The sequence below is a fragment of the Streptococcus sp. HMSC057G03 genome (assembly GCF_001808745.1).
GTDB lineage: Bacteria > Bacillota > Bacilli > Lactobacillales > Streptococcaceae > Streptococcus > Streptococcus parasanguinis_Z.
Map to the genome: position 1 here is coordinate 179,942 of NZ_KV794429.1, position 26,462 is coordinate 206,403.

General features: G+C 43.9%; 28 protein-coding genes. 2 read left to right on the plus strand and 26 right to left on the minus strand.

Annotated elements, in window-relative coordinates; translation table 11 throughout:
* Window positions 1-250: 250 nt before the first annotated feature.
* From HMPREF2686_RS07945 to HMPREF2686_RS08005, 13 genes are all read right to left on the minus strand, one after another.
* Window positions 251-883, minus strand: a complete 633-nt coding sequence (locus HMPREF2686_RS07945) for a YpmS family protein (protein ID WP_070450145.1) — start codon at window positions 881-883, stop codon at window positions 251-253.
* Window positions 852-1,694: an SGNH/GDSL hydrolase family protein gene (locus HMPREF2686_RS07950; RefSeq protein WP_070450147.1), complete on the minus strand. Its 843-nt coding sequence runs from the start codon at window positions 1,692-1,694 to the stop codon at window positions 852-854. The genes HMPREF2686_RS07945 and HMPREF2686_RS07950 overlap by 32 nt, the downstream gene beginning before the upstream one ends.
* A gap of 14 nt (window positions 1,695-1,708) precedes the next feature.
* Window positions 1,709-2,977, minus strand: a complete 1,269-nt coding sequence (locus HMPREF2686_RS07955; protein ID WP_070450150.1) for a dihydroorotase — start codon at window positions 2,975-2,977, stop codon at window positions 1,709-1,711.
* An 11-nt stretch (window positions 2,978-2,988) separates the two neighbouring features.
* On the minus strand, window positions 2,989-3,453 hold the full coding sequence (locus tag HMPREF2686_RS10445; protein WP_070450153.1) for an NUDIX hydrolase: 465 nt from the start codon (window positions 3,451-3,453) through the stop codon (window positions 2,989-2,991).
* Window positions 3,454-3,462: 9 nt separating this feature from the next.
* A complete protein-coding gene (locus tag HMPREF2686_RS10450; RefSeq protein ID WP_070450156.1) occupies window positions 3,463-4,116 on the minus strand; it encodes a uracil-DNA glycosylase in 654 nt (217 codons plus the stop codon).
* Between the two features lie 130 nt (window positions 4,117-4,246).
* Entirely contained in the window at window positions 4,247-5,749 is a 1,503-nt protein-coding gene (locus tag HMPREF2686_RS07970) for a glycosyltransferase family 39 protein (RefSeq protein ID WP_070450159.1), read from the minus strand.
* Between the two features lie 125 nt (window positions 5,750-5,874).
* Entirely contained in the window at window positions 5,875-6,366 is a 492-nt protein-coding gene (locus HMPREF2686_RS07975) for a DUF3592 domain-containing protein (protein ID WP_070450161.1), read from the minus strand.
* Window positions 6,367-6,422: 56 nt separating this feature from the next.
* Window positions 6,423-7,022, minus strand: coding sequence for a hypothetical protein (locus HMPREF2686_RS07980; protein WP_070450164.1), 600 nt, complete (start codon window positions 7,020-7,022; stop codon window positions 6,423-6,425).
* Between the two features lie 142 nt (window positions 7,023-7,164).
* Window positions 7,165-7,797 (minus strand): orotate phosphoribosyltransferase, encoded by a 633-nt coding sequence (pyrE, locus tag HMPREF2686_RS07985; protein ID WP_070450166.1) that lies wholly within the window; start codon window positions 7,795-7,797, stop codon window positions 7,165-7,167.
* Window positions 7,798-8,225: 428 nt separating this feature from the next.
* Window positions 8,226-8,918 carry an orotidine-5'-phosphate decarboxylase gene (pyrF, locus tag HMPREF2686_RS07990; protein WP_013903499.1) on the minus strand — a complete coding sequence of 231 codons (693 nt, stop codon included), beginning with the start codon at window positions 8,916-8,918 and terminating at the stop codon, window positions 8,226-8,228.
* A 179-nt stretch (window positions 8,919-9,097) separates the two neighbouring features.
* On the minus strand, window positions 9,098-10,036 hold the full coding sequence (locus HMPREF2686_RS07995; RefSeq protein ID WP_070450168.1) for a dihydroorotate dehydrogenase: 939 nt from the start codon (window positions 10,034-10,036) through the stop codon (window positions 9,098-9,100).
* A 9-nt stretch (window positions 10,037-10,045) separates the two neighbouring features.
* Window positions 10,046-10,852: a dihydroorotate dehydrogenase electron transfer subunit gene (locus tag HMPREF2686_RS08000; RefSeq protein WP_049483144.1), complete on the minus strand. Its 807-nt coding sequence runs from the start codon at window positions 10,850-10,852 to the stop codon at window positions 10,046-10,048.
* A 185-nt stretch (window positions 10,853-11,037) separates the two neighbouring features.
* Window positions 11,038-12,474, minus strand: coding sequence for a DUF6688 domain-containing protein (locus tag HMPREF2686_RS08005; RefSeq protein WP_049483146.1), 1,437 nt, complete (start codon window positions 12,472-12,474; stop codon window positions 11,038-11,040).
* A gap of 243 nt (window positions 12,475-12,717) precedes the next feature.
* On the opposite strand from HMPREF2686_RS08005, the gene HMPREF2686_RS08010 reads away from it, so the two are divergent.
* Complete coding sequence (locus tag HMPREF2686_RS08010; protein ID WP_049474876.1) at window positions 12,718-13,626, plus strand: LysR family transcriptional regulator; 909 nt, start codon at window positions 12,718-12,720, stop codon at window positions 13,624-13,626.
* Window positions 13,627-13,663: 37 nt separating this feature from the next.
* Here the strand turns inward: HMPREF2686_RS08010 and HMPREF2686_RS08015 are convergent, their stop codons facing one another.
* From HMPREF2686_RS08015 to rpiA, 9 genes are all read right to left on the minus strand, one after another.
* A complete protein-coding gene (locus HMPREF2686_RS08015; RefSeq protein WP_049474875.1) occupies window positions 13,664-14,395 on the minus strand; it encodes an NAD-dependent protein deacylase in 732 nt (243 codons plus the stop codon).
* On the minus strand, window positions 14,396-15,163 hold the full coding sequence (locus HMPREF2686_RS08020) for a hypothetical protein (protein WP_053091124.1): 768 nt from the start codon (window positions 15,161-15,163) through the stop codon (window positions 14,396-14,398).
* Window positions 15,163-15,873, minus strand: coding sequence for a purine-nucleoside phosphorylase (deoD, locus tag HMPREF2686_RS08025; protein WP_049474996.1), 711 nt, complete (start codon window positions 15,871-15,873; stop codon window positions 15,163-15,165). The genes HMPREF2686_RS08020 and deoD overlap by 1 nt, the downstream gene beginning before the upstream one ends.
* 288 nt (window positions 15,874-16,161) lie before the next feature.
* Window positions 16,162-16,872: a type 1 glutamine amidotransferase gene (locus HMPREF2686_RS08030; RefSeq protein ID WP_186821440.1), complete on the minus strand. Its 711-nt coding sequence runs from the start codon at window positions 16,870-16,872 to the stop codon at window positions 16,162-16,164.
* The gene (locus HMPREF2686_RS08035) at window positions 16,872-18,104 is read right to left on the minus strand and encodes a chloride channel protein (RefSeq protein WP_186822868.1); all 1,233 of its coding nucleotides are present in this window, start codon (window positions 18,102-18,104) and stop codon (window positions 16,872-16,874) included. The genes HMPREF2686_RS08030 and HMPREF2686_RS08035 overlap by 1 nt, the downstream gene beginning before the upstream one ends.
* Window positions 18,105-18,108: 4 nt before the next feature.
* Entirely contained in the window at window positions 18,109-18,918 is an 810-nt protein-coding gene (locus tag HMPREF2686_RS08040; protein ID WP_003007090.1) for a purine-nucleoside phosphorylase, read from the minus strand.
* A gap of 12 nt (window positions 18,919-18,930) precedes the next feature.
* Window positions 18,931-19,476, minus strand: a complete 546-nt coding sequence (locus HMPREF2686_RS08045) for a DUF1697 domain-containing protein (protein ID WP_049491156.1) — start codon at window positions 19,474-19,476, stop codon at window positions 18,931-18,933.
* Between the two features lies 1 nt (window position 19,477).
* Window positions 19,478-20,689 carry a phosphopentomutase gene (locus HMPREF2686_RS08050; RefSeq protein ID WP_003003757.1) on the minus strand — a complete coding sequence of 404 codons (1,212 nt, stop codon included), beginning with the start codon at window positions 20,687-20,689 and terminating at the stop codon, window positions 19,478-19,480.
* A gap of 93 nt (window positions 20,690-20,782) precedes the next feature.
* Window positions 20,783-21,454, minus strand: a complete 672-nt coding sequence (gene rpiA, locus HMPREF2686_RS08055; protein WP_070450174.1) for a ribose-5-phosphate isomerase RpiA — start codon at window positions 21,452-21,454, stop codon at window positions 20,783-20,785.
* Window positions 21,455-21,615: 161 nt separating this feature from the next.
* On the opposite strand from rpiA, the gene mnmE reads away from it, so the two are divergent.
* Window positions 21,616-22,989, plus strand: coding sequence for a tRNA uridine-5-carboxymethylaminomethyl(34) synthesis GTPase MnmE (mnmE, locus tag HMPREF2686_RS08060; protein WP_037607860.1), 1,374 nt, complete (start codon window positions 21,616-21,618; stop codon window positions 22,987-22,989).
* 287 nt (window positions 22,990-23,276) lie between these two features.
* On the opposite strand, the gene HMPREF2686_RS08065 is transcribed toward mnmE, so the two are convergent.
* The 4 genes from HMPREF2686_RS08065 to HMPREF2686_RS08080 form a co-directional block, all read right to left on the minus strand.
* Window positions 23,277-24,089 carry a PrsW family glutamic-type intramembrane protease gene (locus tag HMPREF2686_RS08065; RefSeq protein ID WP_070450177.1) on the minus strand — a complete coding sequence of 271 codons (813 nt, stop codon included), beginning with the start codon at window positions 24,087-24,089 and terminating at the stop codon, window positions 23,277-23,279.
* Window positions 24,090-24,242: 153 nt separating this feature from the next.
* Window positions 24,243-24,734, minus strand: a complete 492-nt coding sequence (locus HMPREF2686_RS08070) for a hypothetical protein (protein ID WP_070450180.1) — start codon at window positions 24,732-24,734, stop codon at window positions 24,243-24,245.
* Window positions 24,735-24,903: 169 nt separating this feature from the next.
* Entirely contained in the window at window positions 24,904-25,872 is a 969-nt protein-coding gene (locus HMPREF2686_RS08075; RefSeq protein WP_049485841.1) for a DUF6287 domain-containing protein, read from the minus strand.
* A gap of 287 nt (window positions 25,873-26,159) precedes the next feature.
* A complete protein-coding gene (locus tag HMPREF2686_RS08080; protein ID WP_223345585.1) occupies window positions 26,160-26,447 on the minus strand; it encodes a hypothetical protein in 288 nt (95 codons plus the stop codon).
* Between the last annotated feature and the right edge of the window lie 15 nt (window positions 26,448-26,462).

Consider the following 26,462-nt stretch of genomic DNA (forward strand, 5'->3'; position numbering starts at 1 on the left):
AATAGAACAAAATAAAGCTTTTGATTCTACTTAGTCTATAGACATCCTGTTTTTACATAAGAAAACCGAGATGCTCTTAAAAAAATTATAATGATATAAACAATTAGGATCATTTAAACACATCATATAATGAAACTTTTTGTCATGAGAAAAGTGCTAGAAACACGGTTGTTTCTAGCACTCAGAATTATTGAGCCTAAGGAAAGTTTTTAAGATGACTTTGAATTCAATTTGAATAGCCTCTTCCACCCTACTTCTTCTGATACAAATCAAAAACGATCTTATCGTTATAGAGGTCAATGGTATTGGCCTTGACGTAAATTCCAAAATCATTGTCAATTTTTGGTAGTACAATGGTAATGGTAGACTCCTTTGGAGAAATCTGGATAAAATCTGGGATATTTTTATTTTTGCTTAAAAGTCGCAAAACCATTTTTTGAGGAATTTGAAAGGTTCCGACTGAAAAATCCTTCACCGTCAAGAGGATGTTCCCGTTTTCCAATTTGGATGGTTGAAAGTAAATATATAAGGGATAATCCTTCCCTAAGAGACTCAACTGCCCTTCTAATAGGATTTGCTGATTGTCCGCATAGACCTTGTAGTCGGACAGCTTATATTTTTTCAGTAGCGATTTGATAGTATCATTGAGTTGATCACGAGTCGTTGTCATGGTTCCAACTTTGACATCTTTGGTGCCAACTGCCTGATGAAGCTGACTAACATCTTCTCTTGGCGTCGCTAAGCGTCCTTGCACGACTATAGCAAAGGCTAAGAGAAGGCTGACCAATCCTAAAAACAACCATTTCCAAATATTTATTTTTTGAAGGAAGGGGACCTTCTCTTTAATGGGATTATTTTTGACTCCAAGTTTTCTTCGTGGCATTGATTTTCTCCAATATTGCTTGTTTCATCTTTTCATAGCCCGTATTGTTAGGGTGAAAGCTATCCTCTTCATACAGGGCATCATTGATAACGGTAGTCTTCCCGTCACTGACTTCTGATACGCCCATTTTGCCATCAATTCCTTTATAAAGCAGATCATTGATCGGGACGAAATAGACCAGATCAAATTGCGCGATGGTTTCTTCCGTCCTCTCATTCCAACGATCGACAGCCGTCTGGATATTAGTTAATTCAGGAAAATTCAGGTAAAGAGGATTGTAGATCCCCACTACATAAATGGGAAGATGGGGATTGTCCTTTCTGGCCTTTGTAATAATTTCTTTGAGGTTCGCTGTATAATTCTTGAGCGGCTTTTGGATATCCGATAGGGAAAAGTCACTCAGATGATCGACAACGACTTTGCGCAGGTCATTTCCCCCAACCGTTAAGGTCATGACACGCGCCTTCTTGAGATCCTTCTGAAGGTCTGTTTGCTTCTTGAGTCGATCTAAGATCTGAGCACTTGTATTCCCAGCTACTCCATAGTTGACAGGCTGGTACTGGCCGTCATTTTCATTGGACAGGCTTTGGGCAAGGATGGGTACAAAGCCCCCTTGCTTGGTGCTATCCCCTACTCCTTCGGTCAGTGAATCTCCTAGAGCTACATAAGTATAGGTGATTTCTTTCGTAGCCGTTTTGGGCTTGGTCATGCGAGGGGATGCAGTTGGTAGCAGAGCTCGAAATAGAAAGACAAAGACAAGAAGGCTGGTTAAAAAGAAAACCAAGCCTTGCATCATTTTTTTAAGATTCATATGAATACGATCGCTTATCCTTGAAAAATCACTTGTCCATCACAGATAGTATAAGCCACTTTCCCTTTTAGTGTTTCACCCACAAATGGGGAATTTCCAGCTTTTGACGCGAAATGATCCGATACCAGGCGATCTGCTTCCGGATCAAAGAGGGTCAAATCTGCCGGTCCATCCACTGCGATATAGCCAGCATCAAAATCATAGAGACGTGCTGGATTATAGGACATCTTTTCAAGCAATTGCATCAGGTTTAAATGACCTGCATGCACCAAGTAGGTCAAACCAAGAGAAAGCGAAGTTTCAAGCCCAGTCATGCCAGATGGTGCTTTGGTAATATCAGGAACATTCTTCTCATCTGCATGGTGAGGCGCGTGGTCCGTCGCAATCACGGAGATGACGCCTGACTTCAAGCCTTCAATCACTGCTAGACGGTCAGATTCCAAGCGAAGAGGTGGATTCATCTTAGCATTGCTTCCCTTAGTCAAGAGCAGACTTTCTGTTTTCGAAAAGTGTTGAGGTGCCACTTCTGCCGTCACATGAGCACCTAATCCTTGGGCAAATTCCACCACCTTGACACTTTCTTCCTTGGAAAGGTGTTGGATATGGAGGTGAGCACCTGTCGCATGGGCAATCATGGCATCACGCGCAGCCATTGAATATTCAGCTACACCCGTCGCCCCACAGACATGGAAGTGTTCCTTAGCAATGTTCTCATTCAAACCAAGAATGCCATTCAACTCAGGGTCTTCTTCATGAAGACTAATAAAGGTCCCTAGACGCTTAGCTTCTTCCAAGGCTTGGCGGACAACCTTAGTACTTTGAAGGGGAATCCCATCATCTGAAAATCCTACCGCACCAGCCTTAAGCAGGCCTTCAAAATCTGTCAGGTGTTGACCGTCAAAGTTCTTAGTCACCGTCGCAACCGTATGAATGTGAAGATTTTCCTTGGCTGCAGAAGCTAAGACTTCCTCTAAGGTCGCAATATCTGAAATGGTCGGATTGGTATTGGCCATCATGACCACTCGAGTAAAACCACCAGCAGCTGCGGCTAAGGCACCCGTATGGATGTCTTCTTTATGAGTTTGACCAGGTTCACGGAAATGCACGTGTACATCGATCAAACCAGGTGCCACAACCAGACCAGTAGCATCAAGGACTTCTTGTCCATCCGTTGGGAGGTTCTCAGCGATCTCTACAATTTTCTTTCCTTCAATGCGAAGATCACAGACTTGATCCAAGCCAGTCTTGGGATCCATTACGCGACCATTTTTAATGACAACCATTGCATTCTCCTTTATTCATAAAAATCAACATGCGACTCTAACAAGCGGTCGCCGTCATAGCGAAACATTGCTGAAAAGAAGGGTCTATCTTCCAACAACCACTCTACAAAGGTGTGGTCCCCTTCCCAGGTTGGTTTTGAGAGGACTTGATCATAAGGTACCCACTCCAAGGTCCCTTCGTTACACTCGATCAGTTCTCCCTCAAAATCTGTTACCTTGAAGACATAGGTGTACCAGTCTAAATCTGGAGTAAACTCCGGAAAGGTAATAATCCCTTTTAAGAGTGGCTTAGCTCTAAGGCCTGTCTCCTCAAAAATCTCACGCGCAGCACACTCCTGTGGGGTTTCCCCGCGTTCTAATTTTCCACCAACTCCGATCCATTTACCTTCGTGGACATCATTGGGCTTTTTATTGCGATGCAGCATGAGAAATTCTTTCCCATTGTCAATGTAACAAATCGTTGCTAATTGTGGCATTTCTTTCTCCTATCTTAACCAATCAATCGGCTCGCGTCCCGCCTCTTTCAAAAATTGATTGGTTTTTGAAAAGGGTTGGGAACCAAAGAATCCTCGGTAGGCCGATAAGGGACTTGGGTGAGCTGATTCAAGGACTAAATGTCGATCGTTGGTAATCAGAGGCTTTTTCTTACGGGCATAAGATCCCCAGAGGATAAAGACAACTGCCTCGTCCAACTCATTGACCACCTTGATCACAGCATCTGTGAAAGGCTCCCAAATTTGTCCTGCATGGCCATTGGCCTGACCAGCAGGCACCGTCAAGCAGGCATTGAGCAAGAGCACGCCTTGCTCTGCCCAAGAGGTCAGATCATGGGAACGCTTCTCTCCGATATCTGAGCGCAATTCTTTGAGAATATTTTGCAAAGAAGGCGGCGCTGGTACATGATCTGGAACAGAAAAACTTAAGCCCTGCGCTTGATCCGGTCCATGGTAGGGATCTTGGCCTAAAATCAAAACCTTGACCTGATCCATCTCTGTCGTCTGCAAGGCCTTAAAGACCTTGTCACGCGGTGGATAAACCACTCCTTTGCTATAGACTTCATTCATAAAGTCATTGATCTGGTGAAAATACCCTTCTGGAAGATGGGATTTGATGGCTTCATGCCAGGGTGAATGCTGCATGGAAACTCTCCGCTATCCAATAAATTCTTACCTTCCATTATACCACATTTGGCGCAGATCCACTGGATAAAAAAGAGGCTGGACATTTTTATCCAACCTCAATTTCTGCCTGTCAAACAAGCCAGAGCTTTTAGGTATTTTCTTTCTTGGTAAATCCTGCTAGACCGATCGAAGCGACTAGTAAAATTTGCGGTAAGAATTGGATGAGGTAGCGGGTCTTCCCTCCTTCAAAGATGGTTAAGAAGAGCAAGCCACCAAAAACCGCTAAGGAAAGGAAGTTAAAGTCATCTGTATCTCGACGTTTGAGATAAGCTCCAACCAAACCAGCTGATAGGACGATCCAGATCAGCTGCTTGACAAATTCATAATACCTGTACTGCGGGCGATCAATGCTAAGGAAATAGGTCCGCACCCATTTTGCAAGACCATTATTTTTAGTCAGGGGTGCATAGAGAGGATTGATAAAAGGCGTCTTCTCATACTCTACATCTCGGTAGAGCCAGCCCAGGGTTCCTTCTGCTACCGTCAAGGATTGCTTGTAGTAGATATGCCCGATCAAACCGAACGGTCCGTACTCCTTGAGACGGCGCTTGATTTCTTTGATCACATTTTCTTTTTTAAAGAGGCCATTGTTGTAATCCGAGCGCTTATCCTCATCGATATAGGCCAACAAGCCTTCTTTCATATCTTCTTGGTTATGCCCCATATCTGTCAAGCCCAGATTGATAAACAAGAGCGGTCCTTTAGCCAGCCCTTCTTGTTTCAAGATCGGTATAACTCTTTGATGATTAACCGCCGTATTCAATCCTGTAAAGACAAAGCCCGTCATCATGACCGTCACCGTAGCAATCTTTCCAAAGGCCTTCCAATTTCCTCTGAAAAAGAGCACAGCCCAAAAGGCAATCATGACAATAATCGTCGTTGGACGGATCAACATGGATACGCCAGATAAGATCCCCAAGCCAACAATCTTCTTCCAGGAGACTGCTTGATCTTCCTTTAATAGATCCAAGGCCCACCATAATTGAAGGGCAATCAATGGAAGCGGCGGAATGTCCGTGTACATGGAGTAGAAATAAGGCGAGTAACAGATCAAGCTCACATAGAAGAGATAGACCAGATCAGCCGTTTTTTGATTGAAATGCTTCTGGGACAGCTTGTACAAGAGGACTGCACCCAGATTGACATAGAGGATATTGAGAGCCTGCATGACCCACAGACCGCTAGAGCCAAATAAGACATAGAAAAACTTCTCGTAAAGAAAGAGCGGAATGTTATTGGGATTGCGACTGAGGTAGTTGGTGATGGAAGATTGCTTAAGAAGATCAAAAGCCCCTTTGAAAACAACCGCAGCATCCCGACGGATAAAGAGCTCCGCACAGACCATGACAATCACCTGAAAGACAAGGGCACCAAGCAAGAAGCCTTTTTTGTGCCGAGTCAACCAAGCAAAGGCACTCTTTAGCCCATCGCGTTTCAGCCAGGCTAGCAGAAATAGCAATCCAGCACCTAAGATGGCTAGCCATGAAATCTCTCTCAGATAGGTCACACTGATCAAGAACCAGTGGACCATCACTAGCAACATGACAACATGAAGCATCCTAAATAGAATACGTTTACTTTTCGATAACATAGGTCCATTATATCAAAAAAACAGCATTTCTGCTGTTTTGGGGTGAATATCAACTGTAAAATGGTAATTATGGATACATTCATTTTATCCAACCAATTTTTAACTCTTAACCTTAACTAACAGACCTAAAATACTAGGATTAAAATGCATATTAACCCAAGATAAATTCCAACCGTTAGAATCATCCCGATTTTATAGAAACCGACTAAGCCGGCATATCGTTCGACAAAACCAATCTGTGGCTTGCTTGGATTATAAAAGACTGTCATAGGAGAGCCAATTGGGAATATCATCCGCAAATCCAGATTTTTATCTGCTCCAAGAACATAGGTTCTATCGAAAACATTGGTTTGTCTTGACTTAGAAGAAGTCTCTCTGAAATAAGCATAGGTGAATGTCTTTTGGTATCTTTCGCCCCCGACTTGATACTCCACCACAGGCAGGGAAATAAGCAGTTGATTTTTGGAATCAAAAGCAACTACTTCTCCCATAACTTTTGCGGTTGATTCTGTTTTCACTTTTATTTCACGACGATACAAGGTGTAAAAGATAAGCAGCATGATCAAGAAAACAAGGGTCAAGATTCCCAAACTAAGCCAGAATGTTGTTACTGTCATTTGTTTTTTACCCTTTCACATAAACTAGTTGAATTCAAACCACTTGAAAAGTCATCTTATTCTCCTCTTTTCAACCAATTCTGTTGCTGCGCTTTTTCTGCAAGATCTTTTGCTTTGTTTATATCTAGTGAGTTTGAATCTGATGGGGCATTGGATTCAATCTCTTCTTTTAATTCTTGTAAAGTTTGAACATCTTTCGGGGTTAAATTAGAGACTGTGCTAGATTCTTTTTCTGTCGAATTTTCTGGCACAGACTGGATCTCTCGATAGGTATTGATCACTTCAGTTCCTGCGTCTCTTGTCGGAAGAGGACGATAGAACATGAAGAAACCAATAATGACAATCAGAAGAGCCGTAGCTGATACCAAAACCCCTTTCTGCAGATTCTCCACAGGAAGTTTAGTATCTTTAGTAGACAAGCTCTTCCATTCTGGATGTTCTTCCTCAGCTTCTTTTTTGGCATTGAAAGCAGGGGTAACCAAGACTTGGTTCATCAAAGTCAGTGCCCCCAAGGCCATCAATAAAAATGGGATATGACGTGATTTACTAATGACTACTAAAATTCCTCCCGCAATAGCCATCAAACTGATGACGATATTAACGGTAAACCAGACCCGAGCCTGCTTCTTCATTTGCAAATAATGTTCTTTTGTCATCTTATTCTCCCTTAAAAATAGTTTTTCCTTCATCCATAAAAACAATTACTACTATCATACCGGATTTTACTTTGAGATTCAAGTTAACCACCAACTAGTGAAAATAGTATAAAAAAGAAGCGTTAGAAACGCTTCCGTCCTATTATTTATTTTGCCAAGTTTCTTGGTTTTCTTTGAAACGATGCAACAGTTCCAAACCTTCAGAAGTAATGTAGCCCTGTTCTTCAGCCAAATGGATCAATTCTGTGTAGTTTGACAAGGTTTCGAGTTGAACGCCAGCTTCCGCAAATTTCTTATCAGCTTTCTCCAATTGGTAAGTAAAGATCGCTACCACACCAAGGACGTCAGCTCCTTCACGTTTCGCAGCTGCAACAGCATCCAAAACAGAACCACCAGTAGAAATCAAATCTTCAACCACAACCATCTTTTGACCTTGTGGTACACGGCCTTCGATTTGGTTTCCAGCACCATGATCTTTTGGTTTGCTACGGATGTAAGCAAAAGGAAGGTTCATCTTGTCGGCAATAATGGCTCCATGAGGAATCCCCGCAGTTGCTGTCCCAGCAATCACTTCTACTTCAGGGAAAGCTTCCTTGATTTTGTTCACAAAGCCATTTTCAATTAAGGTACGAGTTTCTGGATAAGCAAGGGTCACGCGGTTATCCGTATAAATAGGGGACTTGATCCCAGATGCCCAAGTAAAAGGTTCTTCTGGTTTCAAATAAACCGCTTCAATTTTCAAAAGATGGCTAGCAATATCTTTAGCTAATGACATGACGACTCCTTTTTTACGATTTTAATCATATACGAATTAAATCATTTTTAGATTTAAACAACAACATTAAAGGTTAGTTAACGCGTTAGGGAAGATCCCATCCGACTTCCCGTAGAGCTACTTTAGTAGCGATTAGTCTTCCAACGATTTAGAGGATAAAACGATTATTTTTATCCTCTAAATCTAGTGAATAGTTTAGGGAAGGCCCTATCGGGCTCCGATTATTCCGACGATCACAGAAGAGAAACGATCATTTTCTCTTCTGTAATCTAGTGAATGCGTTAGGGAAGGTCCCATAGGACTTTTTAAATTCCGACACTTAGTTGAAAGAAACGATCATTTTTTTTCAACTAAGTTAGTGAATAGTTTAGGAAAGATCCCATCGGACTTTCCGTAGAACGTCTTGAAGCATAGCTTCTTAGACGTTCTTAACTATTCCACTGTCTCTTAATTTCATGGTAAGCGTCCCATGGGTTTTCTGCTTGGATGATTGGGCGTCCAACGACAATATAGTCAGATCCAATTTTATGAGCTTCTTGTGGGGTCATGACCCGTTTTTGGTCGCCGATTTCAGCTCCAGCAGGACGAATCCCTGGTGTGACACAGACAAAGTCTGATGAAGTGGCATCCTTGATCAAGGCTACTTCATGGGCTGAACAGACAACGCCATCCAAGCCTGCTTCTTGGGCCTTGCGAGCATAATTAACTACAGACTCTTGGACCGTTGTTTGGATGTTTTGGCAATCACGCATGTCTTCTTCACTGGTAGAAGTCAACTGGGTCACGGCTACCAATTTAGCTCCTTCACCAAGAGCTGCCTTGGCTTCGCGCATCATCTCTACACCACCAGCTGCGTGAACTGTCACCATATCTACTCCGAAGGTCCCCAGTACGGACATGGCTGATTTGACTGTATTTGGGATATCATGCAATTTTAAATCAAGGAAAATGCTGTGTCCAAGCCCTTTGAGGTAATGTACAATTTCAGGACCAACTGCATAGAAAAATTCCATTCCGATTTTTACAAATAATTTTTCGTCTTCTGGAAAATGCTCTAAAAAGTTTTTGACATCCTCGAAAGCTGGGAAGTCAAGGGCGATAATAGGACGTTCTTCACGCATGGATTACTCCTTTTTTGATTGATCATTTTGTCTACAAAAAAACCTTGCACGAGGCAAGGTTACACGAAAATTAGGTAGGAACAACTACCATGATTCACCGTCTAGACCTTAGGAGCCTCTCTGGACTGCTTTAAAGGTTTTTATTTATTGTAGTACGATATTTGGGAAAAGTCAAGGATTTACAGTAGATTTTCCCGTACATGTTTTCGGAAGTTCTCAAGGGTGTCAATACCATAGCGATCCATGACCTGTGGCAGATCTTCGATGATGGTTGGACAAGCATAAGGATCGGTGAAATTAGCGGTTCCAACTCCAATCGCAGAGGCTCCTGCAATCATCATTTCAATGACTGCTTCTGCTGAATCCACACCTCCCATTCCGATAATCGGAAGTTTAGTGGATTGGGCAACCTGACGGATGAGTTTTAATGCAACTGGGAAAACGGCTGGACCAGACATGCCTCCGGTTCCATTGGCAATGATGGGCTTACCAGTCTTGAGGTCAAAGCGCACGCCGACCAAGGTATTGATCATGGTCAAACCAGTTGCACCTGCGTCTTCTGCTGCTTTTGCGACCTGCGTGATGTCTGCTACACTAGGCGTTAACTTGACATAGACAGGGACTGAGGATGCTTCTACAGCTGATTTCACGGCTGCATAGGCCAATTCAGGAACCTGCCCGATTAAGAGGCCATTGTTGCCATGGTCTACGTTGGGACAAGAGATATTGAGCTCGATGGCCTTGACATTTGGCGCTTGCGAGATCTTACCAGATACCGTTGCATACTCTTCATTGGAGAAGCCGGCTACGTTGGCGATAATCGGTAGATCTGGATAATGCTGGGCCAACCAAGGGAGTTTTTCCGCCAGGACCACGTCTACGCCTGGATTTTGGAGACCAATAGCATTGAGCATGCCGGCAGGCGTCTCAGCAACTCGTGGAGTCGGATTTCCGAAGCGAGCCTCAGCAGTTGTCGCCTTGATCATGATGGATCCAAGCAGGTCTAAGTCATAGTATTTGGCATATTCTTGACCAAAGCCAAAACAGCCAGATGCCGGAATAATCGGGTTTTTCAAGTCTAAACCAGGTAAGGATACGGCTAGTCGATTTGCTGTCATAAGGTCCTCCTACATCACAATCGTACCGGTTTCAAAGACCGGTCCGTCTTCACACACGCGCTTATTAGCTGCCTGACTTTCATTTTCCAGATGCACTACACAGGCATAGCAAGCACCCATCCCACAAGCCATACGCGATTCCATAGAAATATAGGCGCGAGGATGGTCATGGAATTTGGTATTGACATATTTGAGCATGCCAGGTGCTCCACAAGAATAGATAGCGTCAAACTCCTGGTCCATCGAATCAACAATTGTTGAGACATAGCCTTTAGTGCCATAAGTCCCATCGTCTGTCGTTACAGTGACATGAGCAACCTGAGAAAGCTCTTCTTCCAAAATGACGGCTTCTTTGGTCGCAAAGCCGACAACCACTTCAACTTCTACCCCTTGCTCATGGAGTTGTTTGGCCACTTGGACCAAAGGAGGAACACCGATACCGCCACCGATGATCAAGGCTTTCTGACCTTGGCCGAGATTGGTAAGATCAAAGCCATTTCCCTGTGGCCCCATGACGCTGAGTTTGCTACCGATTGGCAATTGGGAAAAGATAGCTGTCCCCCCACCTTCGATGCGGTAGATCAAGCGACACGTCTGTGTCTCAGGATCAATCTCAGAAATTGAAATCGGACGGCGAAGGAGCTTGGCCCCATCAGGGACGCGGATATGAAGGAATTGACCTGGCAGCATCTGCGCCACCATTTCCCCCTTCAAGATCATAGAATAGATGCGGGGTGCGATTTCTTCTTGAGCGACGAGCTCCATCTCCTCCATCATGATTTTGCCAAAGCGTTTTTTACAACTGTCACTGACCATTGGTTTCCTCTTCTTTCTTTCAGCAAAAAAGACCTCGCAAAAGCAAGGTCCCACAAATGATCAGCTAGACTCCGTCCGCTGATCTTTTTTCTGTCTTTCCTTGCAGGCCTCTCTGGACCTCTTAAAGGTTAAATTTGTCTTATTATATCGCGCTCCTTCTCGCTTGTCAAGTAGAAATCGGTGACTTAGGAAGCTTTCTTGGGATCAAAATCTTCTGGAATCGGCTTGATGTATTGCATAGCGATTCGGTTCTCTGGCTTACGATCTACTAGATAAAGAACCAGTAGAAAAAGCCATTCCAAGGGCTTCATCAGGTAGTAGATCAGGTCCATAGCCCATTTCTTCTTGATATGTTTGGCAAAGGGATAACCATAGCGGTCATAATTGCGACGCAAGAAGCGATGGAATCGTGGCGTCTTTTCTTCAAGTACCTGTTCAAAGGCATTGGCAATACAGAGCTGACGATTGACAACGACTAGATGACCGTGGCGGATGCCCATCCGCTGGGGCTTGACAACTTTTTCATGCCCACCAGCCGCAACCGTACAGAGATAGTGCTCATCAATGATAAGATTCTGAGGGGGAATCTTCTGTGAGAAGGCCCAGTCTGCTGTATTGGTCCAGGCCTTGATCATGGAATCCGGTTGCTGGCCAAAGAGCATGAGAACGAAAACAACAAGAGCAAGAGTTGGAAGAGCGACAAGGACCGCTAGCCAAGGCCAGTTCCGTGACTTGTTTAAGAGCTGGTGCAACCATTGAAGTAGACGATTCTTATAGCTTATCTCTGTTCGATCTTCCTGCCACTCCTTGATACGAACCCATAAGAGATGGATGGAATAGATCAGTAAGAAAAAGGTGTGAAAACTTGCTACCTGCAGTTGATTATCAAAAACTAAGAGGAGAACCACTCCTCCTAGAATGCCACTGATGCAGAAGACGTTCGCTAGCGGCGAGAGTGAATTCGCATCCCGATAGGAATAGATGATCAAGGCTAGTAAGGAGAGAGCAGCAAAGGTGAAGAAGGTTGGATAGGCACCTGACCAGATCAGAGCATGTTTCTGAGAATTGATCAAAGGCTCATTCCATTCGTAAAAGGTCATATCCTTGACGATGTAAATGAAAATCGCTTCGAGAAAGCAACCAAAGAGTCCAAACCAAAGAACAATGGTAGGCTGTTGCTTTTTCTTTTTGACAGGCTTAGGACTAGGTGATTCTTGCCTTTCTTTCATAAGGAATGCGTCATCTTCTCTTGTCCCTTCTCCTTCCTTTGGAATTCTATCTTCAAACAAATCAGGATCTTCGAGAGCTTCTTCCTCAGATTCTTTGAACTGGAGGCTAGACCACCGACCAATCCCATAAATGATGACAAAAATATTGGGGACAAAGAGGGCCAGAGTCAAACCGTAAGGAAAGATCTCCATGGTGAAGGCAATGACCTCCCAAACACTAAATTGAATGAATGGATCCTTTATTGCGTAGAGCGACTGACTAATAACCAAATAGATGTAAAAGGCCAATAGAATCAGAGCATTGGTCACAAAATTGATCTGCAACAGACCAGCTGTGAAATGGGTTTCCAATTCCTTATCCTTTTTCTTATACCAGGAAACGAGTTTTTTCATAAGATCTCCTCAATCAATTTTTTACCATTCTATCAATCAGATCTTACCTTCAGCAAGGCAAAACTGTATTTTTCCATCAAAATCAGTCCCCAGATGTAGATTTTGTTTCCAATCTTCTATTTTTTAACTATTTGATCTAGCCTAATTTCTATTACCTACCTCAGCCTGCGTTATTCTCTGATACAGTCCTTGAAAGACCACATTTTACGGGAAAAACGCGCTCTTTTATGTTAAAATAAAAGCATGAGAATACAACAATTACAATACATTATCAAAATCGTCGAAACCGGCTCTATGAATGAGGCCGCAAAACAACTCTTCATCACGCAACCTAGCCTTTCCAATGCCGTCAAGGACTTGGAAAATGAGATGGGAATTGAAATCTTTATCCGGAATCCTAAAGGGATCACTTTGACCCGCGATGGGATGGAGTTCCTCTCTTATGCCCGCCAGGTGGTGGAGCAAATCGACCTCTTATCCGAGCGCTATAAAAATCCCGTGGGTTCTCGTGAGCTTTTCAGTGTCTCTTCACAGCACTACGCCTTCGTGGTTGAGGCCTTCGTTTCTCTCCTCAAGAAAAGCGACATGGAAAAATACGAGCTCTTCCTACGGGAGACGCGAACTTGGGAGATCATCGATGACGTCAAGAATTTCCGAAGCGAAGTTGGCGTACTCTTTTTGAATAGCTACAACCGAGATGTCCTCTCTAAGATGCTGGATGATAATCACCTGATTGCCACCCACCTCTTTACAGCGCAACCTCATATCTTTGTCAGCAAGACCAATCCTCTTGCCAAGAAGGAGATCGTCCACTTGTCAGATCTGGAAGATTTCCCATACCTTAGCTATGACCAAGGAACCCACAACTCCTTCTACTTCTCAGAAGAGATTCTCTCTCAAGAGCATCATAAGAAATCCATCGTTGTCAGTGACCGGGCGACCCTCTTTAATCTCTTGATTGGTCTGGATGGCTACACCATTGCGACCGGGATCCTCAACAGCAATCTCAACGGAAATAACATCGTCTCCATTCCCCTTGATATCGAAGACACAATCGAGTTGGTCTACATCAAACATGAAAAAACAGCTCTCTCAAAAATGGGAGAAAAATTCATCGAGTACTTGCTTGAGGAAGTGAAGTTTGATAAATAAAAAATATCTGAGTGTCTCATGTTCACTCAGATATTTTTTATTGTCTTAATTGTGAAAATACTTGGCCAATTTTCCCTTCAATAACCAGGTCTGCTTGTTTGTCTTGAGGGATACTGGTTTTATTGATGACAACCAGCTTCTTCCCTTGAAAATACTGGATCAAGCTAGCCGCTGGGTAGACCACAAGGGAAGTTCCACCGATAATCAGGAGATCAGCCTCTTGGATTGCTTGGGCTGCTTGGCTAAAGACGTCCATATCGAGAGGTTCCTCGTAGAGGGTCACATCAGGTTTGACCACCTTGCCGCAGTCCAGACAGTGTGGAACCGGGCCTTCTAAAGCTAGAAAGGCCTCCAAATCATAAAATCGCTGGCAACCCGTACAGTAATTGCGATCGGCGCTGCCATGGAGCTTCAAAACTTTTTTAGAACCAGCCATTTCATGGAGACTATCAATATTTTGTGTCACAACTGCCTGGAGCTTACCTGTATCTTCAAGCCGAGCCAAATACTGATGGGCAGCATTGGGCTTGGCATCTGGGTAGAGCAAGTACTTCTTGTAAAAGTCGAAAAAGTCCTCTGGATAGCGCGCAAACATGGTATGGGAGACCAATTGCTCAGCTGTCAAATGCCGCCCCACCTGAACACTATAGACACCGTCTGAGCTTCGAAAATCTGGAATATTTGACTCTGTAGAAACTCCTGCCCCTCCGAAAAACACGATCCGTTGACTCTGATCAATCATCTCCTGTAGTTGAGCAATCTTATCCATCTACTTCTCCTTTAGTAGCTTTTCCATGACAGCATTGGCCTGATCAAAATAAAAGTTAGCTTGATCATAATGGATGCCTGTGTAGCTTGCAAGGTCAATCAAATTCTTCATAAAATCCTGAGAAGAGAAACCCGTCGTCCGATGGAGCTCTTCTTCATCAAAGGGCTTGATCAAGTGGGCCAAGGGGTTGCGAACTGATTTTTCTAACTCCCGCAATTGTTGGGCCGCAACTTTGACGCTATCTGGCAAGTCCAACTGCGCAATCAACTCCGTCAAACTGGACGAATTGACCACACTTTCGCTGTGGAATTGCTGCAGGATAGGGTTGTCAGACGCATGCAGGCTCTCAAACTTCCAACGGTCATAACTCGATTCTTTGGAGTTATGAATATAGTTGGTAATATCAGGAATTTTCAACTGAATCAATCGCATAAAGATCCGATAGATGGCTGGGCTAACGGCACGAACAAAGTCAATAATCTGCTCATTTCGCAACTTCGCCTCTAAGTCATAAAGGTAGTTGGCCAACTGCTCGTCTTCTGGATCTTCATGCCAAAAAAGCTGAAAACCAGTCGCTTCTAGCAACTCAGTTCTCAACTTTTGATTCATGACGGGTTGGATATTAAGCTCTCGACGCTCCGCCATTAACTGCAGTAAGCTCACCAACAAATCCGGTACTTCTTCCTGCTGCTTGATAGATCGCAGAGCCCGGCTGTAGTGATAATTTTGGAGATCGTAGAGCCATTCATCATGAAGGAATTTTGCCATTAGTCTGCAATCAAGGTCTCAAGACCAACTTTCATCATGTCTGTGAAAGTAGTTTGACGTTCTTCAGCAGTTGTATCCTCATCTGGATTAACCAAACTGTCTGAAATCGTCATGATAGCAAGCGCATCAACATGGTGTTGAGCAGCAAGATAGTAAAGGGCTGCCGCTTCCATTTCTACAGCTTTCACACCCCATTTACCAAGCTCGATATTCTTTTCACCATAGTTTGAATAGAAGACATCTGATGACAAGACATTGCCGACGTGAGTCGCCATGCCAAGGTCTTTGGCAATGTGGTAAGCTTTGTCTAAAAGATCAAAGCTAGCGATTTGTGGGAAATCGTATTGAGGCCAGTCGTTGCGGATGATGTTTGAGTTGGTTGCGGCAGCTTGTGCCAAGACCAATTCACGAACATGCACATCCTCATTCAAAGAACCAGCCGTTCCCACACGGATCAATTTCTTCACACCGTAGTCGACAATCAGCTCACGCGCATAGATGGAGATGGATGGCATTCCCATTCCAGTACCCATGACAGATACACGGTGACCTTTATAAGTACCCGTGTAACCAAACATGTTACGGACTTCGTTGAAGCAAACAGCGTCTTCAAGGAAATTCTCAGCAATAAATTTCGCACGAAGAGGATCCCCAGGAAGAAGAATTTTATCAGCAATTTCACCCTGCTTAGCAGCAATATGGATAGACATAATTAAGATATAAAGGGCGACAGAGAACAAAGTAAAAATAGGAAACTGATGACGCATCGCAGATGCTAGACAGTTTATCTTTTTTACACAGTTCTCCGCCCGTATTCAGTTCAGCGAATACGGTAAACCCATCCTTTCTTTTTTTATTGAGTAATTAGGAGAGCGACCAGAAAGCGACTGAAAATTAGGAATCTGACGAGAAATCCTGATTTCTCAGTCAGATTATCTATTTTCCGAGCTTTCCGCTCGTGTTCAAATTAGAACACATGCTCTACCTTTCTTTTATATTTATTTTGTTAATGAGTCCAAAAACGTAAAGAGTTTGGCATTCATTTCTCGATAATCGTAAGCACGAATGGCTTCAGGTTTTTGAACAAAGGTCAATTTTTGACTTTGTTTTTCTATAACATCTTCCCCGTCTGCAGCAATCAAGAGATTGACTGCTTCTGGATCAAATTCCAAGTGAGCTTGGAAGGCATAATGTTTCGGACTAAAGCGGATAATCTGACGTGGACACCCTTGACTGGTCGCAAGAACAACAGCATCTTTTGTCAATCCTGGCATATCGCCATGCCAGTGGCCAGTTTCAAGAGTTTCTCCAAACTCACCGACATGTGGATCTGTAAGTCCTTCAGGCGTCAAGGTCACAGGATAAACCCCAATCTCACGTTCTGGACTGTGTTCATACTCCGCTCCATAAGCAACAGACAGGAGCTGGGCACCCAGACAGACTCCAACAATATAACGATCTGCCTTCATGGCCTTTTGAATCAGTTCGATCTCTGCCTGAGGATCGTAGTATGGAAAAGCTTCCCGATCTTCATCTGGCGATTGAGGACCTCCCATCACAATTAAGAAGTCAATCTCATCCACTGTCTCTGGTAAAGCTTCATTCTCATAGACTTTGGTCGTGGTCACTTGATGACCACGCTCCTGCGCCCATTTTAGATAAGCGCCCGGTACTTCAAAGGTTTCATGCAGTACAAAATGTACCTTCATTATTTCTTCTCCCATCTTTTTCGAATCACGTAAGACAAACCAGCCGCAAGTACAAGCGGGATTGTCAAACTCAAAGGTTGGCCTGTAAATCCAAGACTTAGGGCAATAGCTGTTAAAGGAGCTTCTAGGGTCGTTCCTAAAAAGACGGTCGCTCCAAGTAACATCCCTAGAGCAGGATCCAGATGAATCCCAAGGGCTGTCAAAAGCAAGGTCACTAAATAGCCAGATTCAATCCCAAGGGCAAATGATGGTGTCAAGGTTCCCCCATAGGCACCATTGCGCAAGAGGAGATAAACCAGAAGCCCCTTCACTGCAAGAGTCAGTGGAAGATAAGGAATCGACTGGCTAGATAAGAGGGCTTGCGCTAGTACCTGGCCATTTCCCATAAAGATAGGGAAAAAGGCCACTAGGCTCCCCAAGACTAGAAAGGCTAGAGGAAGAGCCAAAAGAATCGTCCCGTCCTTCCGCCGTTTGTGACTAGCCCGCTTGGCGAGGAAAGCAAAGACCAGAGCCAAGGGAGTGACTAAGAAAGCAATCACAATAGCCTGTAAGAAACTGCTAGCCGACCATGAAACTGCGGACAGGTGATAAATGGCCTCCTGACCAACGATGGACTGAGCGACCCAGGTGGCCAGATAAGTGCTGGTCAAAACCAGTAGAAAGTTCTGCCAACTGTAGGCGAGTCCTAAGGTCTCAAAGACAAATAAGCTACTGGCAAAGGGGACCTGATAGACCGCAGCCAAACCAGCTCCAGCCCCACAGGCGATCAAGACTTTTCGCTCTTTGAGAGCTAGTGAGAATCCCTTCGCCAAGCGACCAGCTAGAAGAGCCCCGATCTCACGTGGGGCTCCTTCTTTTCCGACCGATGCACCTGCTCCGACAATTGCCACCTGCATCCCTGCATGAAGGAGGTGGGCTAAGGGCGCTGGTTCCCTGTCTCCAGGTAAGTCCATTTGCTGGCGAATAGACAGGATCTGATAACGCCTTTGCAGGAGATACCAGAAGCCAGCTGCCAAGCACCCAGTCACACACAAGACCAGAAATCTACGGAGACCTCCAGCTTCTTGGAATTGATGGAGTAAATCGGAACTAGCTTGGCCAAAGGCCAGTCCCTGCACTCCTTCTAGTAGATAATGACAGGCAATTCCGACCAGACCTGTTCCTATTCCCAAGGATAAAGTAGCTAGAAGTAACCTCAGTCCGTAGGGCAGACTTTGGAGTCGTACTTTCATTGGATTAGAGTTCAGCAAGAATCGCTTTCAGCAATCCTTTGAAGTCGCCTTTGACGCGCTCTGTCACTTCTACCACTTCTTCGTGGTTGAGCTCTTCTTGGAAACCAGCCGCAAAGTTGGTAATACATGAAATACCAAGAACCTTCAAACCAGAGTGTGCTGCAATGATGACTTCCGGAACGGTTGACATTCCGACAGCATCTGCGCCAAGTGTCTTAAACGCACGGATTTCAGCTGGAGTTTCATAAGTTGGACCAGTCACACCGATATAAACCCCATCATCCAATTTGATACCCAATTTGTCTGCTACTTTATGAGCAGTCTCACGATATTCTGGAGTGTAGGCTTTTGACATATCTGGGAAACGTGGACCAAAGTCATCCAAGTTTTCACCGATCAATGGGTTTTGACCAGTCATATTGATGTGGTCTGTGATGGCCATCAAAGTACCAGGACCAAAGCCGATACCACCGGCAGCGTTGGTAACAAGAACCCCTTCACATCCCAAAACTTTCATGACACGAACTGGGAAAGTCACTACTTCTAGTGGGTTTCCTTCGTAGAAGTGGAAACGTCCTTGAAGGGCCAAAACCTTGCGTCCAGCAAGATCACCATAAACCAATTTACCCGCATGGCCGACAACCGTTGAACGACCCCAGTTTGGAATTTCAGAGTAGTCTACTACGACTGGATTTTCGATTTCTTCAGCCAGTTCTCCAAGACCTGATCCAAGGATCAAGCCAAACTCAGGTGCTTCCATTCCTTTGCCTTTCAAAAAAGCAGCTGTTTCATTGATTTTTGCTAATAATGTCATTGCATATCTCCTTTATGATTTCCTTAAAAATTGGCCAATTTTGTCAAATGTATTGGCATTGCGAATGGTCAACAGACGGTAATCCGGCATCTTGAGGACTTGTTTGTGGTAAGCGGTCTTTGTATAGGTCTCTTCTGAGTATTTGCCCCAGTAGATCCCAAGTCTTCCACGATGGATGATTTCATCACCGAGCGAAAAAGAGGAGACCAACTCCCAGACAGCATCCTGATTGAGGCCTTCTGTGTAAAAGAGAACATCCTTGCGGGCCAGATTCTCCTGCCACCAGGCTGGTAGAGCAGCGAGATCTCGCGCATAGTCCTCAGCTGAAAAGAGAGAAAAAGACTGGATAAAGGGATAGTGATCACGAAAGAAATGTCCCAGCAAATCTACCAATTCTTCTTTAGAACCTGCTGATTCAAAGAAGATATTGCCACTATTGATGTAGGTCTCTACCCCATCCAGCCCGATCGTTTGAAGCTCCTCTCGAAGTTCTGCCATCACGACCTTGTTTTTCCCGCCAACATTGATCCCTCTTACGAGGAGAGCGAAGCGTGTCATCTTAGTTCAATTTGTCTAAGAAGCTTTCACCGATCATGGCTTTTTCAACACCAAAGTTCTCTGCAATCGTTGCAGAAATATCAGAGAAATGTCCAACTGGAATCACACCATTGCCCTTGAAGGATGGGCTATAAGCCAAGAATGGGATGTATTCACGAGTATGGTCTGTACCAGCGTAGGTTGGGTCATTCCCGTGGTCTGCAGTGATCATCAAGAGGTCATCTTCACGCATAGCTGCAATGATTTCTGGCAAGCGTTCATCAAATTCGTGCAAGCAATCGCGGTAGCCGTGAGCATTGCGGCGGTGACCATAAAGAGCATCAAAGTCTACCAAGTTGGTAAATGAGAAGCCTTCTTGGAACTCAGGAAGTCCCATGGTCTTAATCAAGGTATCCATACCATGGCTATTTGATTTGTTGTGGCCCATATCGTGGTTGATACCAGCACCGTTGAAGATATCGTTGATCTTACCAACTGCATAGGTATCAATACCTGCTTCGTTCAACTTGTCCAAAACAGTTGGCGCAAATGGTGAAACAGCCAAGTCACGACGGTTAGCTGTCCGTGTGAAGTTACCTGGTTCCCCAACATAAGGGCGGGCAATGATACGTCCTAGAAGAGCTGGACGTTCCAAAGTGATGGAACGAGCGTATTCACAGATACGGTATAGTTCATCCAAAGGAATGATGTCTTCGTGAGCTGCGATTTGAAGGACAGGGTCTGCTGATGTATAAATGATCAACTCACCCGTCTCCATTTGACGTGGTCCAAAGTCATCGATGACCGCTGTACCAGAATATGGTTTGTTAGCTTCGCGGATGACCTTACGTCCTGAGAATTCTTCAATTTTAGTCAAAATTTCTTCAGGGAAACCATTCCAGAAAGTATCAAAAGGTTCTGTAATATTAAGACCCATGATTTCCCAGTGACCTGTCATGGTGTCTTTCCCAAGAGAGACTTCTTGCAATTTTGTCGCATAACCAGTTGGGTTACTTTCAGCTGGCACAGTCTTCAATGGTACTTCACGAGGAATATTTCCAAGACCGATTTTGGCCATGTTTGGTACATTCAAACCGACGGTTTTAGAGATGTGGCCCAATGTATCAGATGCTCCATCTGGAACTCCTGCATTGACAAAGTTATTGGCATCTGGTGCAGCACCGATCCCAACTGAATCCAGCACAACTAAGTGCATGCGTTTAAATTTTGACATATACTGCCTCTTTCCTTTATTAAACTAGCTATATTATACCATATCCCTATAAGAAGAGAGCCGTTGATAGATCCGGCCCCTCTTTAGAGAAACCTATTTTTCAATGATGACAGGGCCATCTGGTGTCCCTACAATCACTTTTGAAATCATGTTCAAGAATAAACCGTGCTCGACAACCCCGACGGTGTGATCCAGTTCATTGGCTAGAGCTTCTGCATCCTCGATCACATTGAGATCCAAGTCAATGATGAAGTTGCCTTGGTCAGTGACGAATCGTTGATCATCCGCGAGACGGAAAGCAGGATGGTAACCTTTTTGCTCAAAGTGACGGAAGAGATTTTCAGCCCCGTATTGCACTACTTCCACTGGAAGTTTGAAAGCCCCAAGAGTTGCGACTTGTTTGGATTCATCCACGATCCAAATGCAATCTTTTGAATTGGTTGCGACGATTTTTTCCATGAGGAGAGCCCCACCGCCACCTTTGATCCCGTTCAATTGAGGATCCACTTCATCTGCGCCATCCACTGTCACATCGACCACTTCGACATCGTCGATAGCCTTGAGCGGGATGCCTAAACTTTCAGCCTGATCATAGGTCACACTCGACGTTGTGACAGCTGTGATCTGCAAGCCTTCTTCTTTGATGCGACGACCCAATTCAGCCACAAAATAATAAGCAGTTGACCCTGTACCGAGACCGACAATCATGCCGTCTTTGACAAACTCAGCCGCCTTAATTCCTACCTGTTCTTTTAGGTTTACCATCATAGACCTCCTTTTATATTCTCTTACAGTATAGCATATTCTGTAAGAGATTTCACTAATTATTTGAAAACCTTTCCAGTTTTAGTTCTAAAAGCAAAACCTTGCCCGTCCGCTGACTTTACGATAGAATAGAGATGAATCTACAGGAAAAGAGAAATGACATGATTACTAAAGAATTTGATACTATTGCTGCCATCTCGACCCCTCTCGGTGAGGGGGCGATCGGGATCGTCCGCTTGAGCGGGACAGACAGCTTTGCCATTGCGCAAAAGATCTTCAAAGGGAAAGATTTAAGCAAGGTCGCAAGCCACACGCTCAACTACGGTCATATCGTAGATCCAGATAAGGACGAGATTCTCGACGAAGTCATGGTTGGAGCTATGCGCTCGCCGAAGACCTTTACCCGTGAAGACATCATCGAGATCAATACCCACGGCGGGATTGCCGTAACCAATGAAATCCTGCAATTGGTCATTCGTGAAGGCGCTCGATTAGCTGAACCTGGTGAATTTACCAAGCGGGCCTTTCTGAATGGTCGGGTCGATTTGACCCAGGCTGAAGCCGTCATGGACATCATCCGCGCAAAGACCGACAAGGCTATGAACATCGCCGTGAAACAACTCGATGGTTCCCTGTCTGACCTCATCAATAACACGCGCCAAGAGATCCTCAATACCCTGGCCCAGGTTGAAGTCAATATCGACTATCCTGAGTACGATGATGTCGAAGAAGCAACCACTGAGATCATCCGTGAAAAGACCAGTGAATTTGAAGCCCTCTTGACCAACCTCCTCAAGACTGCCCGCCGTGGAAAGATCTTGCGTGAAGGGATTTCTACTGCTATCATCGGTCGTCCAAACGTTGGCAAGTCTAGCCTCCTCAATAATCTTCTTCGCGAAGAAAAAGCCATTGTTACCGATATCGAAGGGACCACCCGTGACGTTATCGAGGAATACGTCAACATCAACGGGGTTCCCCTCAAATTGGTCGATACAGCCGGTATCCGTGAGACCGAAGACATCGTTGAGCAAATCGGTGTCGAACGGTCGAAAAAAGCCCTCAAGGAAGCCGATCTAGTCCTCCTCGTTCTCAATGCTAGCGAGCCCTTGACCGATCAAGACCGCCAACTCCTTGAAATCTCTCAAGATAGCAACCGCATCATTCTCCTCAATAAGGTCGACCTCCCAGAGAAGATCGAAATCGACCAACTGCCGGAAGATCATATCAAGATTTCCGTTCTGAAAAACCAAAACATCGATCAAATTGAAGACCGGATCAATGCCCTCTTCTTCGAAAATGCTGGGCTGGTTGAGCAAGATGCGACTTATCTTTCTAATGCCCGCCACATCTCCCTCATCGAAAAAGCTGTTGAAAGCCTGCAAGCGGTCAACGAAGGCCTGGCCCTCGGTATGCCGGTAGACCTGCTTCAAGTCGATCTCACCCGCACCTGGGAAATCCTCGGAGAAATTACAGGAGATGCTGCTCCAGATGAACTCATTACCCAACTCTTCAGCCAGTTCTGTCTTGGTAAATAAATCTATTTTAAGATCCTATACTCTTAGAGACTTTCCTTAGGTGAGTACGGACGTCAGCGAACTTCGAAGAAGTTCCATGACTTAGTTTTGGATCTAACGTTTCAAAACTCCCGAGTGCTTGAAACAACAATGTTTCAAGCACTTTTCTCACAGCGGAAAGTCTCAAATATTTCTTTTAAAATAGAAATTAGTTTACAGCTATAGGATCACCCAGTTTATACAAAAGCAGTAAAACAGTTGGTCCAAAATAAGAAAAATGCGTATGTGTGCAAACATACGCATTTTTCTTATTTTGCTTGTTCTAATCGCTCGACGGTCTGATACGCTTGGTAGATCAGGAAGAGCCCAATAGCATTCAAGACTGGAATCGCAATCGGCAACTCGGTCACGATTTGTGAGAAAGGTGAATTGCCAACAAAATGAAGTCCGAATCCAGCTACTAAGTATCCCCAGCCTGCTAGACGTAAATCCTTGCGTCCTCTGCTTGCTTGGACAATTAGGAAGAGCCCTAGCATAACAAGACCTGTGTAGACCCAGTGAGACATGGGCGCATTAGCCACACGCCCGAGAATCCCAGACACCGTGTAGGAGAAACCTCCCGGCAGATCCTGACGGATATAGGCAAAGTCCTCCACGATCTGGAAACCAAGACCAGAGGCAATGGCCAAGAGGAAAATCGACTTGATGCGACGGACACTGAACAAATAGAGGACAAAGAAGATGGGAATCAACTTAAATGGTTCCTCAAAGAGGGGCGCAGCGATGGCACTCTCGTACTGGTTCCAAAAGTCGCTATTTGGAGCGATCGCTTGAATCATGTCATGGAAATAGGTATTGGCAAAGCTAGACAACCAACCGGCAACAAAGCCCCCTCCTAATAAAGAAAAGAGAACCGGTACCCAAGACAACTTCCACTTCTTCGCAAAATGAAAGAGAGCCCAAACAGCAGGAAGTGCATAAACCAAAAGGATCAGGGTAGAAAGTCCCACAATCCCGTACTGACTACCAGACATCCAGCCTTCTGTCAGTGACTGGGTCTCATAGGCTAGGCCGATCGCTAGCAAGAGTAAATAGAGAAACAAAATCGATTTGCGTTTCATAAAAGACCTTTCTAAAGTGAAATGAAAAAGGCTGGAAGCCCAGTCTTTTCCGAGTAATATCATTGTAACAGGATCAGCTTAAAAAAACAATAAATGTGGATTAGTGAGAAAAATGTAAAACGTAGATGGCGACAAATGGTTGACTAAATTTAGTTACTTAATCACCAACGCTCCATTTTCCTCCGTCGCCAAGAGCTTCTCATCTTTATCATATATTTTAAGTTTTATACTGCTCGGTTTGTTTTGAGTTGCATTGTATTGCTTTACTATCTCTTCTTTTAAATCAAAAAGCGTCTTACAATAATCTTTTGGATTTATATTTGCTAAAGATAGCATATTTTCTGATACAGAGAAGACAAGGATCAGATACTCTTCATTATAATACACTCTCGCTATCTCATTTTTGCCATTGATTTGATTTTGAAGCATATAAGCAAATACTACATTAGGTTTTTCATTTCCAACCAATGAGGTAGGGGCTTGATTCATCCCTTTGACCACTGATTCTTTACTTTCCTTTGTAGAATCTTTTACATTCTGTTCAGTAGACTGCTCTTTTTTGTCTTCATTCTTCACTTCTTTTTGCGCGCACGACGACAGAAATAGCGAGAGAATGGTCATTGTTGCAAACATAGTTTTTTTCATAGATTTTCTCCTTTTATTTTTACAAGTAGAAAACGACCTGTAATTGACCAAAATTGCATAAGCTTCCTGTAAAAGATATTCCAAACCTTTAATCTTATAACCTAATAGGTCATTAGAACTTTAATAGTTTAAAAAATTTTTATCTAATATTATTTTACCATAATCTTTCTTACTTCAGTACTGCAAGAATCTGGCGAATCATGTCTGGATCCCCATCTGGCAAAGTCACCGTTTCAGCATGGTCCAAGATCCCTTGGGTAAATTGCGTCATAAACTCTTCACTATTAAGCTCATCCGCAGACTGTTGCCAGTGGCTCGGTACAGGATAGATCGTCACTGTCCCATCACCGTTGGATGCATAAGTGATATTTCCTTCTGCTGAATAAGAACCAAACAGATGGCGCACATCTTTTGGATAATCGACACCCAAGCCACCATTATAAATCTTTGTTCCAGCTGCACTATTTGAAATATTTAACTCTGAAGGAACGTTCTTGATCACATAAGCCCAGACACGCGCAGCTTCGACCTGAGCATCGGTGTAGCCTGGATAATCATTCTGATCCGCCTTCTTCGAAGATTTGACCTCGCTATCCGATCGAGTATTCCACTTCTTGGCCTTACTCGTCTTAGACTTACTACTGCTATCATCTGTATCTACTTGCTCCCGATCTTTCGGTTGCTCTTTCTTGCGATAGTAGAAATTGTCATCATCGCCATAAGCCGGTGACTGACCAGCCCAGATCCGATCCTTGGACTTATCCGAAGCATCGTCTTTGCCAGCTTTCTGACCCTTTGGCAGGAGCAAGAGACCGTAGCCTCCAACACCCGACTTGGCACTAACCGTCATCTCAGCGATCTGGTCCTTCTGCTTAAAGCTCGATGCATTAAGCTCAACATCCTCGCTGACCAAGCCCTTGTCATCAAAGACCAGCTCATTGCCACGCCCATCGATCCAAGTCCCCTTGATACTCGAGTAGTCCTTAGCCTTGATGGCTTTCAAATCCATACCAGACTGTTTCTTTTCCGAAGTGCTGGTCTGCTTGGTATCCGAACTCTTAGGCGACACCGTCCTATGAGGACGACCGCAGGAAGCCAAGACCAAAGCAGAAAGCACAATCACAAAACCCTTTTTCATATCAATCTCCCTTCACACACCTACTATTTTAGAAAAATAAGAAAGGAGAGTCAAAGAAAAAGAGGAGGGGGAGAATAAATTAATGACATAAAAGTCTGTAAAATTATGATTTGAATTTCTAAAGAAAAAGAAGCTCAATATATCGAGCTCCTAGACCATCATTTTTTGTTTTTCTTGTTTTGGAATCATTCGAAAGAACACAGCTCTAAAACAAGGAAACATTGATACTATCAACTCCACACATCCTACATAGACAGTTTCCCTTATTTTTTTAATATGCTTCAAAACTATATCTTGTACAAATTATTTAATCTTTCTAACTCTAATACATTCATACATACTTCTACTCCAGTAACTACCCCCTTACTATAAATAATTCCACAAGAAAACACAATCCTCTTCTGACTCAAAATATTTGACAATATTACAAATGATTCCAAAACATAATCCTCTATAGTAATAAAACAATTATTTTCATCTTTGAAAAACTCTATAAATCCAATATCCTTACACCTATCACCCAAATGAAACCTAAGTGATTTTAAATAATAATCAAAAAACACATCACTTTCCATAGAAAACCCCTTCAT

Coding starts and splice junctions, on each gene's coding strand:
- HMPREF2686_RS07945 (WP_070450145.1), bottom strand. CDS start 883: ATGCCACGAAGAAAACTTGGAGTCAAAAATAATCCCATTAAAGAGAAG.
- HMPREF2686_RS07950 (WP_070450147.1), bottom strand. CDS start 1,694: ATGAATCTTAAAAAAATGATGCAAGGCTTGGTTTTCTTTTTAACCAGC.
- HMPREF2686_RS07955 (WP_070450150.1), bottom strand. CDS start 2,977: ATGGTTGTCATTAAAAATGGTCGCGTAATGGATCCCAAGACTGGCTTG.
- HMPREF2686_RS10445 (WP_070450153.1), bottom strand. CDS start 3,453: ATGCCACAATTAGCAACGATTTGTTACATTGACAATGGGAAAGAATTT.
- HMPREF2686_RS10450 (WP_070450156.1), bottom strand. CDS start 4,116: ATGCAGCATTCACCCTGGCATGAAGCCATCAAATCCCATCTTCCAGAA.
- HMPREF2686_RS07970 (WP_070450159.1), bottom strand. CDS start 5,749: ATGTTATCGAAAAGTAAACGTATTCTATTTAGGATGCTTCATGTTGTC.
- HMPREF2686_RS07975 (WP_070450161.1), bottom strand. CDS start 6,366: ATGACAGTAACAACATTCTGGCTTAGTTTGGGAATCTTGACCCTTGTT.
- HMPREF2686_RS07980 (WP_070450164.1), bottom strand. CDS start 7,022: ATGACAAAAGAACATTATTTGCAAATGAAGAAGCAGGCTCGGGTCTGG.
- pyrE (WP_070450166.1), bottom strand. CDS start 7,797: ATGTCATTAGCTAAAGATATTGCTAGCCATCTTTTGAAAATTGAAGCG.
- pyrF (WP_013903499.1), bottom strand. CDS start 8,918: ATGCGTGAAGAACGTCCTATTATCGCCCTTGACTTCCCAGCTTTCGAG.
- HMPREF2686_RS07995 (WP_070450168.1), bottom strand. CDS start 10,036: ATGACAGCAAATCGACTAGCCGTATCCTTACCTGGTTTAGACTTGAAA.
- HMPREF2686_RS08000 (WP_049483144.1), bottom strand. CDS start 10,852: ATGGTCAGTGACAGTTGTAAAAAACGCTTTGGCAAAATCATGATGGAG.
- HMPREF2686_RS08005 (WP_049483146.1), bottom strand. CDS start 12,474: ATGAAAAAACTCGTTTCCTGGTATAAGAAAAAGGATAAGGAATTGGAA.
- HMPREF2686_RS08010 (WP_049474876.1), top strand. CDS start 12,718: ATGAGAATACAACAATTACAATACATTATCAAAATCGTCGAAACCGGC.
- HMPREF2686_RS08015 (WP_049474875.1), bottom strand. CDS start 14,395: ATGGATAAGATTGCTCAACTACAGGAGATGATTGATCAGAGTCAACGG.
- HMPREF2686_RS08020 (WP_053091124.1), bottom strand. CDS start 15,163: ATGGCAAAATTCCTTCATGATGAATGGCTCTACGATCTCCAAAATTAT.
- deoD (WP_049474996.1), bottom strand. CDS start 15,873: ATGTCTATCCATATTGCTGCTAAGCAGGGTGAAATTGCTGATAAAATT.
- HMPREF2686_RS08030 (WP_186821440.1), bottom strand. CDS start 16,872: ATGAAGGTACATTTTGTACTGCATGAAACCTTTGAAGTACCGGGCGCT.
- HMPREF2686_RS08035 (WP_186822868.1), bottom strand. CDS start 18,104: ATGAAAGTACGACTCCAAAGTCTGCCCTACGGACTGAGGTTACTTCTA.
- HMPREF2686_RS08040 (WP_003007090.1), bottom strand. CDS start 18,918: ATGACATTATTAGCAAAAATCAATGAAACAGCTGCTTTTTTGAAAGGC.
- HMPREF2686_RS08045 (WP_049491156.1), bottom strand. CDS start 19,476: ATGACACGCTTCGCTCTCCTCGTAAGAGGGATCAATGTTGGCGGGAAA.
- HMPREF2686_RS08050 (WP_003003757.1), bottom strand. CDS start 20,689: ATGTCAAAATTTAAACGCATGCACTTAGTTGTGCTGGATTCAGTTGGG.
- rpiA (WP_070450174.1), bottom strand. CDS start 21,454: ATGGTAAACCTAAAAGAACAGGTAGGAATTAAGGCGGCTGAGTTTGTC.
- mnmE (WP_037607860.1), top strand. CDS start 21,616: ATGATTACTAAAGAATTTGATACTATTGCTGCCATCTCGACCCCTCTC.
- HMPREF2686_RS08065 (WP_070450177.1), bottom strand. CDS start 24,089: ATGAAACGCAAATCGATTTTGTTTCTCTATTTACTCTTGCTAGCGATC.
- HMPREF2686_RS08070 (WP_070450180.1), bottom strand. CDS start 24,734: ATGAAAAAAACTATGTTTGCAACAATGACCATTCTCTCGCTATTTCTG.
- HMPREF2686_RS08075 (WP_049485841.1), bottom strand. CDS start 25,872: ATGAAAAAGGGTTTTGTGATTGTGCTTTCTGCTTTGGTCTTGGCTTCC.
- HMPREF2686_RS08080 (WP_223345585.1), bottom strand. CDS start 26,447: ATGGAAAGTGATGTGTTTTTTGATTATTATTTAAAATCACTTAGGTTT.